The organism is Chitinophaga sp. 10T418 (assembly GCF_056394125.1).
This window is the reverse complement of sequence record NZ_JBFTHG010000013.1, coordinates 122,843-141,364: the sequence shown is the minus strand read 5'-3', so window position 1 is coordinate 141,364 and position 18,522 is coordinate 122,843. Positions and strand designations below refer to the sequence as shown.

Here is an 18,522-nt window from a genome sequence, read left to right as displayed (position 1 = left end):
AAACAAAGAAGGCGCTGCTTGCGCAACGCCTCTCTGCATATGTAATTATAAACCCTACTTTTTAAACATCCGCTTCACTTACAGTTTCCCCTGTATATCATGTTCAGGTACTGACTGATAGCTTTCCTTCATTTTACGAAGCTTTTCCTTACCATATGCCAAACGTGTAATCACCACGTATAACACCGGCACAATAAAGATCGCCAGGAAGGTAGCGGTAAACATACCCCCTAATACCGTCCATCCCATGGTTTTACGTGCTTCCGCACCCGCGCCGGAAGAAAACACCAGCGGAAGGATACCCAGCAGGAAAGCCAGGGAGGTCATGATAATAGGGCGTAAACGCAGCTTCGCTGCTTCCACTGCCGCCGTTACCAGGTCCATGCCCCTATCCACACGTTCCTTCGCAAATTCCACGATCAGGATCGCATTCTTGGCCGACAAACCAATCAGGGTAATCAAACCAATCTGTGCATATACGTTATTACTCAGCTTGGGCAGGAAAGTCAGTACCGTAATGGCACCAAAGGCGCCAATAGGGACAGCTAACAGCACCGAGAATGGTACAGACCAGCTTTCATATAAAGCGGCCAGGAACAGGAACACAAAGATGATTGACAGGGCAAAGATATACACCGTCTTAGACCCCGATAATAATTCTTCGCGGCTCAAACCGGAAAACTCATACCCGTATCCATCCGGTAATGTTTCTGCTGCCACTTCTTTCAATGCCTTGATAGCATCACCACTACTATAGCCCGGAGCAGGACCACCATTTATTTCCGCAGAACGGAACAGGTTGTAGTGCGAAATTACCGGTGCGGTTTCTATCACCTTGTAAGAAGTCAGTGTACTCAACGGCACCATAGAACCGGCCGCATTGCGTACAAACAACTGATTCAGGTTCTTGATATCACCACGGTAGGTAGAATCCGCCTGCGTTACCACGCGGAAGTTACGGCCGTAAATAGTGAAGTCATTGATATACGCACTACCCATATACGTCTGCAATGCAGAAGCGATATCGGATATTTTCACACCCATTTTCTTCGCCTTTTCCCGGTCTATGTCCAGTTGATAACCCGGCGTACGCGCGGTAAAGAAGGAAAATGCCTGGGCTATTTCCGGACGCTGATTAGCTGCGGCCAGGAACTTCTGTAACACCCCTTCAAAGGCCTTGATTTCACCTGCTCCTCTTTGCTGTAATACAAAAGAGAAACCGGCAGTTTGTCCCAGACCAGGAATAGCCGGCGGTTGAATTACCACCACATTCGCTTCTTTATACTTGCTCAGCGTTTTCCTCACTTTAGCCACCATGCCGGTGATCTGCAGCGAATCCGCTTTACGTTCCGCCCATGGCTTCAGTGAACAGAAAATCGTGGCACTGTTGGATTTGGTAGCAAAACTCACCGCATTCAAACCACCTAATGCCGCATAGTGCGCAATACCCGGTATCTTTTCCAGGTCTTTCATCATCTGCGACATTACGTTTACCGTGCGTTCTGTAGATGACGATTCCGGTAAGTCAAACGTGATGATCAAACGGCCTTCATCTTCCGTAGGAATAAAGCCAGTAGGCTTCGCCTTGAATAACATCATCGTACCTACGAAAATACAGACCAGGATTACCATGGCAAAACGGAAGTAACGAATGCTTTTCTTCACCCCCATAGAATAGCGGGAAGTAGTATGTCCGAACCAACGGTTAAATTTAAAGAAGAACTTGTTCAATCCTTTTGAGTCCTTGTCCAGGTGCATCGGTTTCAGCAACAGGATACACAATGCCGGTGTTAATGACAACGCCACAAAAGCGGAGATCATTACAGAGATGGCGATGGTAATCGCAAACTGCTGGTATAAACGGCCTACGATACCAGGTATAAATCCTACCGGTACAAACACCGCTGCCAGGATCAATGCAATCGCAATAACAGGTCCGGAAATTTCTTTCATGGCCTGTGCGGTGGCATCTTTCGGCGTCATTTTCTCATGATCAATATTATGTTGCACCGCTTCCACCACCACAATGGCATCATCCACCACAATACCGATGGCCAGTACGAAACCGAACAGCGTTAAGGTGTTAATGGTAAATCCAAGCGGTATAAAGAAGATAAAGGTGGCAATAATAGATACCGGGATGGCCAGGATAGGAATCAAAGTAGCGCGCCAGCTCTGCAGGAACAGGAACACCACAATCACTACCAGTATCAGGGCTTCTACCAAAGTATGTACTACCTCTTCAATAGATACTTTTACTACTGATACAGATTCAAACGGCACTACATAATCCACGTCCTGAGGGAATTGCTTTTTCAGCTCTTCCATCGCGGCGGTTACATTGGCGGCTGTTTCCAGCGCATTGCTACCAGGCGCCTGGTATACTAGCAGATAAGCGGCACGTTTACCATCTACGTAGTTGTTACCGGCATAGTTAAATTTACCCAACTGTACGCGGGCTACATCTTTCAGGTATACCAGTGTTCCATCCGCAGGGCGGGTTTTCACGATGATATTTCCAAATTCCTCTGGTGTAGATAAACGGCCTTTGGTGAAGATGTTGTATTCAAATGTTTGCCCGGTTTGCTGTGGTGGTGCACCTACGGACCCCGCGGTGATCTGCGCGTTCTGTTCTGCCAGTGCAGCGCGGATGTCATCAGCGGTAACGCCCATTTCGGCCAGCTTATCAGGTTTCAGCCAGATACGCATACTGAAATCATCTGCACGGGTAAAGATATCACCTACTCCTTTTGCTCTCAGCAACGCATCTTTTACATATACGTTGGTATAGTTATCCAGGAAGGTAATGTCGTGTGTGCCTTTGGGAGAATACAGGGCTACCAGCATGAGGATGCTGGGATTACGCTTTCTAACGGTTAAGCCTAAACGCTGTACTTCCTGCGGCAGGGTAGGCTGTGCAATACCCACACGGTTCTGCACATCCAGGGCAGCAATATTGATGTCGGTACCTACTTCAAAGTTTACCGTCATACTCATTTGTCCGCTACTGGTATTGTTGGTGTTGATATAGGTCATGCCCGGCGTACCATTCACCTGCACTTCCACCGGGGTAGCAACTGTTTGCTCCACCGTTTGTGCATCCGCGCCGGTATAGGTACCTGTTACCTGTACGGTGGGGGGTGAAATCTCCGGATACTGGCCAATGGCCAGGTTCATCATCGCCAATATCCCCACCAGTACCAGTACAATAGATATCACTATTGCTGTTACGGGTCGTTTTATAAAAGTATCTGCAATCATGATCTTCGCTGTTGATTCTACTGATAAACTATTTCTTCGCAGGCGCCCCTTGTGGTGCGGCTGGTATTCCAATCTGTATTTTTCCACCATCACGTAAACGCTGGAAACCTTCAATAATGACCTGATCACCCGCCTGAACGCCGTCCATGATCACTATTTTGTCGCCGAGTTTAGGACCCAGGTGTACTTTCTGCTGGGCAGCTACCGAATCTTTTGCAATAAATACAAAGTATTCACCCATCTGTTCTGTGATGGCTTTGTAAGGAATGATCAGCCTGTCGCCGGATTGTTCATTCAGTACACGCAGCACGCAGCTCATACCGTCTTTCAGCTTATCATCGGGGTTATTGAATTCAATACGCACGCGGATGGTACCGGTTTGGTTATCCACACCACGGTCAATCGCAAGTATTTTACCGGTATGTACATATTCCGTACCGTCGGATAACTGCAGGCGGAACGTACTATCGTTGGCGTTACCCTTGCCCTGCATGGCAGCAAAACGGGGAATATCATTTTCTGTTACCACAAAATCCACTGCTATCGGATTTTCACTGGAGATGGTATTCAACAAGGTAGTGCCGGGGCTCACCTGGGCGCCCAGTTTCACCTGGGAAATACCAATACGTCCCGTAAACGGTGCTTTGATGAGAGAATAGTCGAGGTCTGTACGTACAGACGCCAAACTGGCTTCTGCTGCCGCGAGCTGGCTACGGGAAGTTTCCAGGGTAGCTTTCGCATTATCCAGGATCTGACGGGCAACCGCGTCCTGGTCGGCCAGGCGCTGGTAACGGTCGTCATCTTTCCTCGCTCTTTCAAAGCTGGCCTTTGCACTGGCTACATTGGCCTGTGCCTGTAAGTAAGCCGCTTCATATTTACGACGATCTATTTCATACAGGGTTTTTCCTTTCTGCACAACTTCCCCTTCTTTAAAGAAAATACCGGTAATAAATCCGCCTACCTGAGAACGCAGTTCCACCTGGTTCAACGCTACTACAGAGGCAGGGTATTTATCGTAATAAACGGCCGGCGCTACAGATGCTGCTGTAATATTTACCGGTGTAGGGGGAATTACAGGCGCCGTTTTCTTAGCAGGACCACTGCAGGCAGATAAGCCCAGGATACTGGCAGCGCTGATTAAGACAATGTTGTTCATTTTTTTCATATCCGTTCCGGTTACCATTTAATAATTAGCTGTTAAGGTTCCTAATGCTTTTTGCAGATCTATCCTGCTGGACAGTACCTGGTACATGGAATTATAAAAATTCAGTTGTGCAGAGCGCAGCTCTGTTTCAGACACCAGTACATCGAGGTACGTTTTAATACCTTCTTTATACTGCAGTTGCAACATATCATATACATCCTTTGCCATCTGCACATTTTCTTTTAGTGTGAGATAGTCGTTGTAGTTACTCTTGTAAGTAGCCATGGCCTGCGCATACTGCGAATTGATCTGGCTTCTCAAAGCGGCATAATCCCATTGTGTACGCTGCAACTGCAGTTCCGCCATCCGGATATTATGTACCCGTTTTCCTCCCTGGAAAATAGGCAACGATAATTTCAGTCCCATTAAAGAGTTCGGATAATCATGACTATACAGTTTATTGAAGTCAGGACTCTGGTAAGCAAAGGAATAGTTGATAAATGCAGATACGGTAGGCAGATAGCTCCATTTGTTGTATTTCAGGTTGGCCTGCAACAGGCTTTCCTGCGTTTGGAGTAACTGGTACTCTATGCGACTTTTATAGTCTGCCGTCAGCAAGGTATCCTCACCAGTTACCTGTGATGCAACTGCGGAAGAATCGGTAGTCAGTGGTACATCGCCGGCATTAGTTGGGTATCCCATCAATTCCTTCAGATAAGCCTGCTTGGCTGTCAGCAGCTCACGGGCAGCCTTCTGTTGGGCACGCGCATTATTAAGGGAAATAGTGGCGCGCTTGGCATCTGTTTTATCCACCACACCACTCGCATATTGGTTATTCGCATCTTTCAGACTGCGTTCCAGGCGGGTAATGTCTTCGCTCAGCACCTTTATTTGTTCTGCGGTCAGCAGCACATCATAATAGGCCTTGCTCACACTGGCCACCAGGTCTATCTGATTGCGCGCAGTGGTTTGCTGGCTCTGTTTTCGTACATCCCTGGCCGTGTTTGTGGCCAGCAACAGATCCCGGGTAAAGATGTTTTGATTTAACCCAAACAGCGCGGCAGAGGAGTTCGCCACGCCCTGCTGCACAGGACTACCGTTAAAGATAGTGGTGGGTATCTTCAGGTAATGCTGGATATTATAGTCCAGATTGATCTGTGGATACCAGTCCGCCAGCTTACTCTTCACTGTTCTGTCGGTAATCGCTTCATCAATAAGCGACTGGCGTATGACCGGCTGATGCGAGATGGCATACCGGATACATTCCTGCAGGGTAGCGCTGGTTAACAGGGAGTCAGTAGATTGCTGTGCAAATACCTGCGGGGAAATAAACAATCCGCAGGACACAGCTAACAAATAAAATGCTCTTTTCATAAAAGGCTTTTGACATTCAGTTCATCATTGTACCAATCGAAAGAAAATAATGCCTGCACAAAAAAAGGGGTTGGCTTTTTATCTTCTTCGCTGCATTTGACTAACAGCTAAAAGCTAATCGCTAAACGCTTTTTACCGGCATCGCATCATTATTCTTTATTTGTTATATAGCCATAGGCGTTATAACAGTATTAATTACCGCAAAAACATGTTAAGCCGTAATCACTACAGCAAACAGGCAGGTTGATTAGAGAGTTGCTTATTCAAAATCGTCTGAAACATTAGCAGCACGGTTTCCAGGTGTGGTTCCAAATTTTTGAACACAACGTATAACAGAGAAGTAGGTTAGACAACAAACATTTTGTTGTTAGGTAAAATCAATTCGGGCGCTAAGATAATGTTATGAAAACAAAAATCCACCCTTTTGGGTGGATTTTAACAATTAAGTGAAAATCAGTTCCGGTTATCCTTTATTACGACCGCTGACAATATGTTTTTCTGCATGATAAGACGATCTTACTAACGGTCCTGACTCTACGTAGTCCAGTCCCATATTGTAACCGATCTCGCGCAGTTCGGCAAATTCATCGGGATGTACGAAACGTGCTACCGGCAGATGCTTAGGGGTAGGCTGCAGGTACTGACCCAGTGTGATGACATCACAACCGTTGTCGTACAGATCCTGCATGGCTTGTACTACTTCTTCTTTGGTTTCACCCAAACCCAGCATGATACCACTTTTGGTACGCATTCCACCTTCTTTCAGGCGGCGGATCACTTCCAGACTGCGGTGATATTTTGCCTGTATCCTTACCTGTTTGGTTAAACGTTCTACTGTTTCCAGGTTATGAGATACGATTTCAGGCGCTACATCGATGATGCGCTGGAGGTTTTCCCACTGACCGCGGAAATCCGGGATCAGCGTTTCCATGGTGGTGTTGGGATTTAAAGCCCTGACTGCATTGATGGTATTGGCCCAGATGATAGAACCACCGTCTTTCAGCTCATCTCTGTCTACAGAGGTGATAACGGCATGTTTTACTTTCATCAGGTAAATGGCTTCTGCCACGCGCTGAGGCTCATCAAAATCTACTGCTTCCGGGCGGCCGGTAGCTACGGCACAAAAGCCGCAACTGCGGGTACAGATATTTCCCAGGATCATGAAGGTAGCAGTACCAGCTCCCCAGCACTCACCCATATTAGGGCAGTTACCACTTTCACAGATCGTATGTAATTTATGGGTATCTACCAGGCTTCTCACCTGTTTATAGTTCTCGCCTATCGGTAATTTAACGCGCAGCCAATCAGGCTTTTTTACTCTTGTTGTAGCCGGTTCGGCGGCTATTACGGGTAGTTCTTGCATCGCTTATTCCTTTCTTTAGAAGAGCAAAGTTAACACTTATCTCTTATTCCAGCGCTTCCCGAATTGGATACTCACATATCCACCAAAAAAGAACTGTTTGTTATAGTCTACACCTTCCGACACCACCATAATTGGGATCTTTTTAGTATACATTTCCGCATTTACACCCACTTCCAGGGCACTTACCACCTCGTTAAAGTGGGCCCAGTCGAAGCGCATACCCACTTTAGCGTGCAAACCGGGTACCACACTGAGGTTATCCCAGCCTTTCCCAAATCCACCGGCACCGTTGATGTCGGCGAGCTTCAGGAAAGCCTCCGGATCAGAAGGGTCATATTTTACGTCTTTATTCTCGCCGGTTGCAGTAACCATATTCAGGTAATAAGGCTTCAGCAGCCCCAGAGATATGCCTCCATAATAGATCAAGTCCACCTCTACCCCGTTTTTATTGGCCTTGCCACCAATCAGGTAGCGCTGCCCCACGCCCAGCTTGGCCTGGTAAAAATTATTCCGTTTACCATATATGAATGGACGCTGGGTATAAGAAAACCCGCCACTTTTCTTTACTTCTTTATCGCTTTTCTTCTCCCCAAACTCAAACTGGAAGTAGTTGACTTTCTTTCTGCTTTTGCGATAGCCCATTTCCACAAATCCACCCCAGCCATCGGTAGTGATCCTGCCACCCACCGAAAAATCACGCTGGAACACATTCTCCCCCTCTTCCTGTTCACGGAAAATAGAGATCTTCTTCAGCTTACGCTGCTCCTTATCGCTTTTCTTGCTTTTTTGCGTAGTTGTGTTGGTGGTATTAGTGGTTTGCGCAAACAAGCCGCCGGATATCATTGCCAAAAACAGGATTAAGTATATTTTTTTCACAGTGGGCTATTATTATAATAAATAAACGCTTGAACAAAGGTATTGTTATGTATATATTACAAACGTAGCTAATTTTTTTTTAGTTTAACAGCCCACCCACTTTCCATGTTGCACTTATACTGAAAATACATTTATTTTTACGGTTAGATCATAAAAAGAAACAATATGCAAACGGCATCTATCATCTATAACGGGGAACTGCGGACCACCGCCACACATTTACGGTCAGGCACTGTGATTGAAACAGATGCACCTGTAGATAACAAAGGCAAGGGAGAAAGGTTTTCTCCTACTGACCTGGTGGCTACCGCACTGGGCTCCTGCATGCTCTCTATTATGGGGATCAAGGCTATGGAAAACAACTGGGCGATTGAAGGCACCAAAGTAAGTGTCCTCAAAATTATGGGCACAGAACCCCGCCGTATCACCGGCGTCACCATCGTATTCGACTTCCCCGCCGGCCATAACCTGGGCGAAAAGGAAAGAACTATACTCGAAAGAGCTGCCCATACCTGTCCGGTAGCTAAAAGTGTACACCCTGATTTGGTGCAGGATGTTACGTTTAATTGGTGAACCGGCTTTTAGCCGTTAGCTTTTAGCTGTTAGCTGTTAGCAAAATGCAGCGGAGAACATATTATGCTGATCTCCGCTGCATTTTGCTAACAGCTAACAGCTAAAAGCTAACAGCTACTCAGGATCTTCACCCCGATTGCACAATACAAACACCGCTTCTCATCACAGTAGTACTGCTTCAGTTGCAACAGTGCCTGTGATTCCATCGCACTTTCAGGTATTACCCCCAACTCCGCCCAGCTATTGGTAATCCTGTTTTTTTCTGCCGGCAATTGTTGCAGGAAATGAAGGGCTTTTTCCTGGTAATATTTAAGGTTCTTTTGCTGCCCATACAGGAACAGGAGCGGTAATACCGTATTGATAAGTATGCCGTGTACGGCCTGTTTCCCAGGGAGGTTCGTCTGCTGCACCGGCTGCCCAAACCGGTAATGGGTATGCCAGTACGCTGAAGGCTGTACGAAAAACAATTGTTCCAGCGCCGTTACCTCTGTGGCTTCCAGTATCCTGGAAAACAGGTGGGTGGTATGCTGCAGCAACGCCGCAAAAGCCGCCAGCCGCATAGTAGGAAACGCTGCCGGGCGCATCCGAAGCCAGTTCCAGGTATGGGGCGGCATAGGACAAAGCTTATACTTATGGCGCAGGTGAAAATAGATCTCCTGCAGCTGTAGCGCATATACGTCGGCATGCGGCTCCTCCAGCATCCCTGCCTGTCCGAACAACAGGGCTTCCAGCTGCATTCCCTGGTGCCGGTGCCGCATGAGCACTACATGTGGCAGCGATTGTGCCACCTGCAGCAGGGGCAGGGCATTTATGGGCATGCCGTAACTCTGCGCCACTGCCCAATAACAGACTTCTTCCCAGTTAAAATGGTTGCTTTGCAGCCAGGCACGCAGAGCCCCCATCTTGCGCTCCCAGCGCTCTGCCAGCAGCCGCTCTTTCCAACTAAGCCAGGTCAGTTGTGGCACCAGCGCGGCATGTGGCGCACAGGGCACAAAAGGTGTCAGCTGCCGCAACTGCTCATAACGCTGCAGCAACAATTTGGGAATATACTGTTGCAACTCCAGGCAGGGCACTCCCGGAATACGATCGGCCGGCATATCATGTACAAATACAACGTGCAGAATGATACGCCCATACTGAAGATTATGCTGATGCCCATGACGGAACCAGTCGGAAGTTCTCAGATGCAGCTCTACCTGCCCTACCCATAAAGTAGTGCCAATCCTGATTTTTGCAGCCGAAAAATCAGGTCCGCTGTGATGATTATGAAGTCCTGGATATAAGATCTGAACGGGTTCTCCACTGGTAGTGGTAAGATGGTCCTGCTTAAATAGCCGGAACGCCCAGATGTGCTGGAATAGCTCCTCAGAGAGCAGCGGGTTAACAAACATAAAGACATGGTTGGGTATAAAATAATATCAGTTAAAGGTAATAAAACATCGCTTAATAAATAAATTCCTGATTCAATTTGGAAATCTGATCAAAGTGATATTACCTTTGCGCCAGTTCTTACACATCACTTATCCAGAAAGGCGGAGGGACTTGGCCCTGCGATGCCTTAGCAACCTTTCCTGATTTTACGATCAGGAAAAAGGTGCTAATTCCTGCCCCGGTGCAAATCGGGGAAAGATAAGTTGGCAGAGATAATACTTCACAGATATATATAACTTTCTAAAGGAGCTCTTCCAACACCATGGGAGAGCTTTTTTTATGCCTTCCCCACTCACCTTTCATGGATTTGTTGTTGTTTAAGTTGATCTTTAATGATAAAGTTGCAGCAGATAATTGTGCACATTGAACATCATTAAAAATACTTTATAACATGAAAACAGCTACACAACTGATTCATAGCATTCCGATAGACGAACTGACAGGCGCTATTTCTGTGCCTATCTATCAAACATCCACCTTTGTGCAGGAATCACCCGGCATTAATAAAGGCTTTGAATTCTCTAGGGCAAACAATCCCACAAGAAAAGTGCTGGAAGACCTCATCTGCAACCTGGAAGAAGGATTTGCCGGATTTGGGTTTGCCAGTGGTATGTCGGCCATAGATGCGGTGCTGAAGCTGTTAAAGACCGGCGATGAGATCATGGCGGTGGAAGATACCTACGGCGGCATCTTCCAGATATTTAACCACATGTTTGAACGCTTCGGTATCAAAGTTAATTTCGTAGATACCAGCAACATCGATAAAGTACTGGCCGCCATCACGCCCAATACGAAAATCATCTGGCTGGAATCCCCTACCAATCCAACATTGCGCATTTCTGATATCAAATCTATCAGCAAAATCGCCAAACAACATAATATCCTGCTGGTAGTAGACAATACTTTCAGTACGCCTTTACTGCAACAACCCTTAACACTGGGCGCGGATATCGTTATCCACAGCGCTTCCAAATATCTTTCCGGTCACAGTGATGTGATTGCCGGACTGGTAGTCGTTAACAGCAAAATACTGGCAGACCAGATCCGCTATAATCAGAATATTTCCGGTAGCATCCTCAGTCCCTTTGAAGCATGGCTGACCATCCGCGGTATTGAAACACTGTACCTGCGCCTGGAGAAACAATGCAGCAATGCCACCGCTATCGCTAACTGGCTGGCCGCGCACCCGGCTATCGATAAGGTATATTATCCCGGACTGGCTACTCATAAAAATCATCATATTGCCCGTAAACAACAGAAAAATTACGGCGCACTGGTGAGCTTTTCCCTGAAAAGTGACAATATCAAAAATGCCATCCGTATCGTAAACGCTACCAAACTATTTAAACTGGCGGAGAGTTTCGGTGGCGTGAAAAGTATGCTGGCCCATCCGGCCACGATGACACATCGTAACATACCGGAAGAATTCCGGAAAAAAACAGGTTTACAGGATTCCTGTATCCGTTTATCAGTCGGTATTGAAGATGCCGAAGATCTGATCAACGACCTGAAACAGGCGCTGGATAAATTAAATCATCCGGCCGGCAAGCAAATTACTGTTTTACAATAAAGCCCTTAGTGGTTAGCACACCACTTTGGCTTTTCAGAAACTGATCATCTCTGAACTGTCAAAGACTAATTGCTGAGGGTGCAAGCTCAAAAAAAAGTATGGAAAACAAGACCATCAATTTAGGCATTTTCGGATTCGGCGTCGTAGGACAAGGACTCTATGAGGTTTTGAACAGAACAAAAGGTATTAATGCACGGATCAAAAAAATCTGTATTAAAGACCCTAATAAATCAAGACCTATCGATAGCAGTTATTTTACTACCGATAAAAATGAAATCCTCGAAGATCCTACCATTGACGTAGTAGTAGAACTGATCAATGAAACCGAAGCAGCTTTTGAAATTGTGAGTACAGCGCTCCGCAATGGCAAAGCAGTAGTAAGCGCCAGTAAACGCATGATCGCTGAAAACCTGCCCGCACTATATCAGCTGCAGGCAGAAAACAAAGTGCCATTCCTGTATGAAGCGTCCAGTTGCGCCAGTATTCCCATTATCCGCAACCTGGAAGAATATTATGATAATGACCTGCTGAATGCCGTAGAAGGTATCTGCAACGGATCAACGAATTATATTCTCACAAAAATATTTGAAGAAAATCTCAGCTTTGCCACTGCCCTGCAACAAGCGCAGGACCTGGGTTTCGCTGAAACTGACCCTACCCTCGACATCGAAGGATATGATCCGAAATTCAAAATCGTGATCCTCCTCCTCCATGCCTTTGGCACCTTCGTAAAGCCGGAAGAAGTATTCAACTTCGGTATTCATCACCTGAACGATTTTGATATACAATTTGCCAAACAAAGAAACTGTACCATCAAACTGATTGCCCAGTGCCGCCGTCAGAACGGACACGTATTCTCATACGTACTGCCGCACCTGATCAAAGAACATAACCTGCTCTACGATGTATACAATGAATACAACGGCATCCTGCTGGAAAGTGCTTTCACCGACAAACAATTCTTTGTAGGTAAAGGTGCTGGTGGCACCGCTACTGGTAGTGCCGTACTGTCCGACATCTCCGCATTGTTATACAACTATCGCTACGAGTATAAAAAGATTAAACAAAATAATCAGCCCAGCTTTACCAATGATGTAAATCTGAAAATATACCTGCGCTACAAAACACCTGATCAGGTAGATCTGGCAGAGTTTTTCAACATCTCTGAGAAATACGAATCTACAGAATGGCGTTATGTGGTAGGTACTATTAACTTACAGAAACTGAGAGAAGCCGGCTGGCTGAAAAATAAAGACGTGAATATTCTTGTACTGGAATAAAGAAATGTAATAAGCAAAAACCAATCGTAAACAAAAACGGCGCTGTTCACAGCGCCGTTCTTATTACTAAAAGTTTTCCAGTTCTTCTACCACTCTGCTAACGGGGAGTCCCATTACATTATAGAAGCAACCATTAATACTGTCTATCCCTACTGCACCAATCCATTCCTGGATGGCGTAAGCGCCCGCTTTATCAAAAGGCTTGAAATGATCTACATAATAAGTGATCTGTTCTGCGTTCAGCGGTTTAAAATACACGGAAGTAGTTTTGGAAAAGGCGACTTCTTTTGTGCCCTGCTGTATTATAACGCCCGTGACTACACGATGTTCTCTTCCACTCAGGCGGGTAAGGATATCGATAGCATCTTCCCGGTCCTTTGGCTTGCCAATGATGCTGTCATCCAGCACCACCACTGTATCAGCAGCTACAATAATATCAGTGGATTCACAGAGATCCCTTACGGCCACTGCCTTCTGACGGGCAATATGCACCGGGATGTCCGGTACCGCCAGTTCCGGAGGAAACGTTTCTGCGGTTTCCACAACCTTCACCTGGAAAGGAATGCCGGCCTGCTCCAGCAACTGCTTTCTGCGGGGCGACTGCGATGCCAGAATTACGGATGATCCTTTATACATCTCTATAAATAAATTTTAAAAAATATCATGGATAAAATGCCTGTCAGCATTACCACCTTTACCAGGGAACTCACTTTATGATAGTGCTCAGGCAGACTGGCTTTTTTCAGCTGTAAATAAATGTACCCACATGGCACCTGTACAAACAGGAGCAGGTAAGCGATGGCAATATACCAACCCAGTATCCATACGCGGATTTCTACCGCCAGGATAATGATGGCCAGTGCCAGTAACAACACATTGCATAAACGCTTGGCCGACAGTACCCCCCAGGCAATAGGCAGGGTGCGGCAACCATCTTTGCTGTCGCCCATCATATCTTCCAGGTCTTTCACAATTTCCCTGACCATGGAAATAAGAAACGCAAACAACGCATATACGCCGATGATCTGTATCAGCTTTCTGCCGGTGGCCGACATAATGGCCTCAAAACTATGATAGATCTGTTTCTCATAAAATCCTACTACTACCACGGCCAGTGCAGTTAACAACGAAATCACCACATTGCCGATGAGCACCTGCCGTTTAAAAGAAGTGGAATAAAACCACAGGAGCAGGGAACAGATCACCTGGGTGAAACCTAGATAGAACTGTCCTGTTTTAAAGGCCACCATAAAACCCAGTGATACCCCGGCCATATTAAGCAGCGTATGCCAGGCCATGGCCCAGCGCCGGCTGATAATTTTGTCCAGCACCATCTTCTCCGGTTTATTGACAATGTCTATATTAATATCAAAATAGTCATTGATAATATAGCCGGCAGCCGCCACCAGTATGGTAGACAAGCTGAGTAGTACAAATTGCGGAACTGGCAGTGATGGTTCCTCACCAGAACTGCGCAGCACCGGTTCTACCACACAGTATTGCAGTAAAAACTGGGTAAGGCCAATATATATCAGATTAGGGTATCTGATCAGTTTAAAAAATGCAGCCCAGAGCTTCATAGTTTTCTTTTTTATTATTTCGATGCAATGCCTTCATCCATTAGCCAATGTCCATTCAGTTTCAGCACTTTTTCCATTACTTCCCTTACACACCCGTGGCCTCCGGGCAAAGGGGATACATATTTTGAAATACTTTTTATTTCAGGGGCTGCATCTGCAGGGCAGGTGGGTAAAGCTACCAGTTGCATGGGCAGATAATCCGGGATATCATCTCCCATATATAATATTTCATCCCATCGCAGTTCATGTTCAAATACATAATCCTGCAGTTTTTCCTGCTTATCATGTATGCCGGTATAAATATCTTTAATGCCAAGTCCCTGTAACCTGCTTACCACACTTTCTGATTTTCCTCCGGAGATGATTACCACCCGATATCCTTTTTTCACAGCCAGCTGCAAAGCATAGCCGTCTTTGATATTCATTCTGCGGGACATTTCTCCCCCTGGCAGTAATTGCAGGGTACCATCGGTAAGTACACCATCTACATCCAGCACAAAAGTGGTGATAGATTTAAATAAAGCCAATACGTTCATGGGGCCAAAAATAGCCAATTACCCATTAAGAATTGTAATTCTCTATTTATTATGGAATTGGTAAATAGCATCGGACATCACCTGGTACACCAGTTGCAAATATTCATCATTGGCCAGCAATTCCCGGTGCAGGCTCATAGTGGTTTCATCCTGGCGCAACGCCGGACCTGTTTGGACTGTTTCCGGTGAATATTTTTCCAGGCGGTCAAATGTCTCCTTTATAATAGGTTGCAGCAGGGAAAAGTCCAGCTGCTCTTTTTCACAATATGCTTTTGCCTGGGCGAAGAGGTGGTTGGTGAAATTATTGCAAAGCACAGCAGTGAGGTGATACTTCAGCCGCTGGGCGGACGAAGTAACGGTTACACTGCCGGAAATACTCTGGGCCAGGGACTGCAGCCGCCGTAGCACCTCGTCATTGCTGGCTTCCAGCATAACAGGTATAGGTGGATAATTTTTAATTTCCTTGCGGATGGATTGTAAAGGATATAATACCCCGATGTTGGCTGATATCCGGGAGATGGCTGTTAGTGGAACAGCGCCCGCAGTATGCACCACGATGCGCTTGCCCAGCCGCAACTGGTCATTCAGCTCAGCAATGGCGGCATCACTGACAGCCAGCAGGTAAATGTCTGCCTCCATATTAATATCCTGCAAATCATCTGTATAGGAGGCATTCAGCATCTCCCCCAGCTCCTGTGCATGTGCCATTTGCCTGCTGACCACCTGTTTTATCTGGTGGCCATGAATTTTTAAGAGATGTCCGAAACAATGTGCAACATTGCCAGTGCCAACAATTACTATATCCATTATAATTAATTTTAAAATAACAAACTGCCTGGTATCCGTATATCCGGCTGTCTGATCTCCGGACAGATCACTTGCTGTAACTGCGACCGGAATTATTCAAATACGTGCATGATTCGTGGTTTCTAATATACGTGTTTTAGCGGGTCCCCGTTTTTTTCATTACATTACAACGTATTTTAACGTTTAAAAGTGGTCTTATTTTTTAATTTGAGGTGACTTTTATATCATTGCAGAATTCATTGAAGTAATTATTTTACAGAATTTTGCGTATTTAGCAGCGCATTAAAGAAGCATACATGGCAAAAAATTTAGTTATAGTTGAGTCCCCGGCGAAAGCCAAGACCATAGAAAAAATACTAGGCAAGGACTTTGAAGTCAGGTCCTGCTTCGGTCACATCCGTGATCTGGAAAAGGATGATATGGGGATAGACATCGAAAATAACTTTAAGCCTAAGTATGTTATACCGGAAGATAAGGAAAAGGTGGTGAAAGAGCTGAAGAAGCTGGCGAAGGATACCGATGAGGTATGGCTGGCAACGGATGAGGACCGTGAGGGAGAAGCCATTTCCTGGCATCTGTGTGAGGTGTTGAACCTGGATCCGTTAACAACCAAACGCATTGTGTTTCATGAAATTACCAAACCTGCTATCGAAAACGCCGTTCAGCATCCACGTAAACTGGATATGGACCGTGTGAATGCACAGCAGGCCCGCCGTATACTGGACCGGATCGTGGGTTTTGAAATCTCCCCGGTACTGTGGCGTAAAATGAGCATGCGTAATTCCCTGTCTGCCGGCCGTGTACAATCCGTGGCGGTAAGACTGATTGTTGAACGTGAAAGAGAAATCAACCACTTCCAGTCTGTCAGCACCTTTAAAGTAGAAGCTTATTTTACCGGTAAAGATATTAATGGTAAGAGTATTTCCTTTAAGGCAGATGGTCCCGGCAAATTTAAAACGGCCGAAGACGCGGAGAAATTCCTCCAGCAATGCGTAGCCGCTGCCTATACCGTAAAAGACATACAGGTTAAACCTGGTAAAAAATCGCCCGCAGCGCCATTTACCACGTCTACCCTCCAACAGGAAGCCAGCCGTAAACTAGGCTACAGCGTTTCCAAAACCATGTTGCTGGCCCAGAAGCTGTATGAAAGCGGTAATATCACCTATATGCGTACAGACTCCGTAAACCTGTCCGATACCGCTGTGGGTGAAATTGAAAAAGCTATTAAAGGAAGTTTCGGTGATAAATACCATCAACACCGCAAATTCAAAAATAAAAATGAGTCCGCACAGGAAGCGCATGAGGCCATCCGTCCTACCTACATGGAAAACACCACTGTAGATGACAGCGATACCCGCAAACTGTATGAACTGATCTGGAAACGTACCATCGCCAGCCAGATGGCAGACGCGGAACTGGAAAAGACCATCGCCAAAATCGATATCTCTACCAACCACGAAGAGCTTACTGCCAGCGGTGAAGTACTGAAATTCGATGGCTTCCTGAAAGTATATATGGAAAGCCACGATGATGAGGAAGAACAGGAAGATGAACAGGAAGGATCTTTACCTCCACTGGCGGTGAAACAATCCCTGGACCTGAAAGAAATGAAGGCTACTGAAAGATTCTCCCGCCCGGCGCCGCGTTACACAGAAGCCAGCCTGGTAAAGAAACTGGAAGAACTGGGCATCGGCCGTCCATCTACCTACGCTCCTACCATTACCACTATACAGAAGCGTAATTATGTAGAAAAAAGAGATAAAGAAGGGATTAAAAGAGATTACCGCATCATGGTCCTGAAAGCGGATCAGATCAGCAAACAAACCGAATCAGAAAATACCGGCGCAGAAAAATCAAAACTGTTCCCTACTGATCTGGGAATGATCGTGACCGACTTCCTCAACCAATACTTTAATAATGTAATGGACTACGGCTTTACCGCCAAAATTGAAGAAGAATTCGATGAAATTGCCAGCGGTAAGAAGGTGTGGAACAATATGATCAGCGAATTCTATTTCCCTTTCCATAAAGATGTGGAAAACACCCTGGAAAATGCAGAACGTGTAAAAGGAGAACGTCCGCTGGGAACAGATGCCGCTTCCGGCAAACCAATCGTGGCCCGCATGGGTCGCTATGGCCCCATGATCCAGATAGGCAGCGTGGAAGATGAGGAAAAACCTCGTTTTGCAAAATTAAAAGCTACCCAAAGCATCGAAACCATCACCATGGACGAAGCCATGGAATTGTTTAAATTGCCCCGCAACCTGGGTCAGTTTGAAGATTCTGATGTAGTGGTGAACATCGGTCGTTTTGGTCCATATGCCCAACATGATAAGAAATTCTATTCCCTGAAGAAGGAAATGGACCCCTACACTGTTGAACTGGATGAAGTAGCACCACTGATTGCGGAAAAACGTACCGCAAAAGACGAACGCACCATCAAAATATTTGAAAAAGAAAAAATACAGATCCTGAAAGGCCCTTATGGTCCTTATATCAAACAAGGTCTGAAGAACTTTAAAATACCGAAAGAGAAAATTGATACGGCAGCTGATTTAACGGTAGAAGAAGCCAAAGCAATAATAGAAGAAGCTAAAGCTAATCCACCAAAGAAAAAAGCACCACCCAGAAAGAAGAAAGCTGAGTAACGCAGTGGTAAGAATATGATGAAAAATGGAGGCAATGATAATAACTGCAGTGTGAGTGATATGCTTATTATTTAATTTG

Annotated in this window: 14 protein-coding genes and 1 riboswitch; of the genes, 4 read left to right on the top strand and 10 right to left on the bottom strand. The window is 45.9% G+C overall.

The features are described 5' to 3' along the window. Positions 1-78 precede the first annotated feature (78 nt). The 5 genes from AC1DCV_RS29690 to AC1DCV_RS29670 form a co-directional block, all read right to left on the bottom strand. Positions 79-3,261, bottom strand: coding sequence for an efflux RND transporter permease subunit (locus tag AC1DCV_RS29690; protein ID WP_441577340.1), 3,183 nt, complete (start codon positions 3,259-3,261; stop codon positions 79-81). Positions 3,262-3,289: 28 nt separating this feature from the next. Further along, a complete protein-coding gene (locus AC1DCV_RS29685) occupies positions 3,290-4,426 on the bottom strand; it encodes an efflux RND transporter periplasmic adaptor subunit (RefSeq protein WP_477026561.1) in 1,137 nt (378 codons plus the stop codon). An 18-nt stretch (positions 4,427-4,444) separates the two neighbouring features. Then, on the bottom strand, positions 4,445-5,779 hold the full coding sequence (locus tag AC1DCV_RS29680; protein WP_477026560.1) for a TolC family protein: 1,335 nt from the start codon (positions 5,777-5,779) through the stop codon (positions 4,445-4,447). 463 nt (positions 5,780-6,242) lie between these two features. Then, on the bottom strand, positions 6,243-7,142 hold the full coding sequence (lipA, locus tag AC1DCV_RS29675; protein WP_133809126.1) for a lipoyl synthase: 900 nt from the start codon (positions 7,140-7,142) through the stop codon (positions 6,243-6,245). 36 nt (positions 7,143-7,178) lie between these two features. Further along, on the bottom strand, positions 7,179-7,991 hold the full coding sequence (locus tag AC1DCV_RS29670; RefSeq protein ID WP_477026559.1) for a hypothetical protein: 813 nt from the start codon (positions 7,989-7,991) through the stop codon (positions 7,179-7,181). A gap of 192 nt (positions 7,992-8,183) precedes the next feature. Between AC1DCV_RS29670 and AC1DCV_RS29665 the strand changes: the two genes are divergently transcribed. Next, entirely contained in the window at positions 8,184-8,591 is a 408-nt protein-coding gene (locus AC1DCV_RS29665; protein WP_477026558.1) for an OsmC family protein, read from the top strand. Positions 8,592-8,698: 107 nt separating this feature from the next. On the opposite strand, the gene AC1DCV_RS29660 is transcribed toward AC1DCV_RS29665, so the two are convergent. After that, positions 8,699-9,982 carry a DUF2851 family protein gene (locus AC1DCV_RS29660; protein WP_477026557.1) on the bottom strand — a complete coding sequence of 428 codons (1,284 nt, stop codon included), beginning with the start codon at positions 9,980-9,982 and terminating at the stop codon, positions 8,699-8,701. 126 nt (positions 9,983-10,108) lie between these two features. Beyond that, positions 10,109-10,227, top strand: a riboswitch (SAM riboswitch). 186 nt (positions 10,228-10,413) lie between these two features. On the opposite strand from AC1DCV_RS29660, the gene AC1DCV_RS29655 reads away from it, so the two are divergent. Both AC1DCV_RS29655 and AC1DCV_RS29650 read left to right on the top strand, forming a co-directional pair. Next, positions 10,414-11,592 (top strand): trans-sulfuration enzyme family protein, encoded by a 1,179-nt coding sequence (locus AC1DCV_RS29655; RefSeq protein ID WP_441577346.1) that lies wholly within the window; start codon positions 10,414-10,416, stop codon positions 11,590-11,592. A 98-nt stretch (positions 11,593-11,690) separates the two neighbouring features. Continuing rightward, a complete protein-coding gene (locus AC1DCV_RS29650) occupies positions 11,691-12,872 on the top strand; it encodes a homoserine dehydrogenase (RefSeq protein WP_441577347.1) in 1,182 nt (393 codons plus the stop codon). A gap of 66 nt (positions 12,873-12,938) precedes the next feature. On the opposite strand, the gene AC1DCV_RS29645 is transcribed toward AC1DCV_RS29650, so the two are convergent. Genes AC1DCV_RS29645 through AC1DCV_RS29630 form a run of 4 tightly spaced genes read right to left on the bottom strand, consistent with a single transcriptional unit; the run spans position 12,939 to position 15,795 of the window. Then, positions 12,939-13,508, bottom strand: coding sequence for a Maf family protein (locus tag AC1DCV_RS29645; RefSeq protein WP_477026556.1), 570 nt, complete (start codon positions 13,506-13,508; stop codon positions 12,939-12,941). A gap of 2 nt (positions 13,509-13,510) precedes the next feature. Further along, complete coding sequence (locus tag AC1DCV_RS29640; protein ID WP_477026555.1) at positions 13,511-14,452, bottom strand: geranylgeranylglycerol-phosphate geranylgeranyltransferase; 942 nt, start codon at positions 14,450-14,452, stop codon at positions 13,511-13,513. A 14-nt stretch (positions 14,453-14,466) separates the two neighbouring features. Continuing rightward, positions 14,467-14,988, bottom strand: a complete 522-nt coding sequence (locus AC1DCV_RS29635; RefSeq protein ID WP_441577350.1) for a KdsC family phosphatase — start codon at positions 14,986-14,988, stop codon at positions 14,467-14,469. Between the two features lie 42 nt (positions 14,989-15,030). After that, entirely contained in the window at positions 15,031-15,795 is a 765-nt protein-coding gene (locus AC1DCV_RS29630) for a Rossmann-like and DUF2520 domain-containing protein (RefSeq protein ID WP_477026554.1), read from the bottom strand. 296 nt (positions 15,796-16,091) lie between these two features. On the opposite strand from AC1DCV_RS29630, the gene topA reads away from it, so the two are divergent. Next, positions 16,092-18,443 (top strand): type I DNA topoisomerase, encoded by a 2,352-nt coding sequence (topA, locus tag AC1DCV_RS29625; protein ID WP_477026553.1) that lies wholly within the window; start codon positions 16,092-16,094, stop codon positions 18,441-18,443. Positions 18,444-18,522 lie beyond the last annotated feature (79 nt).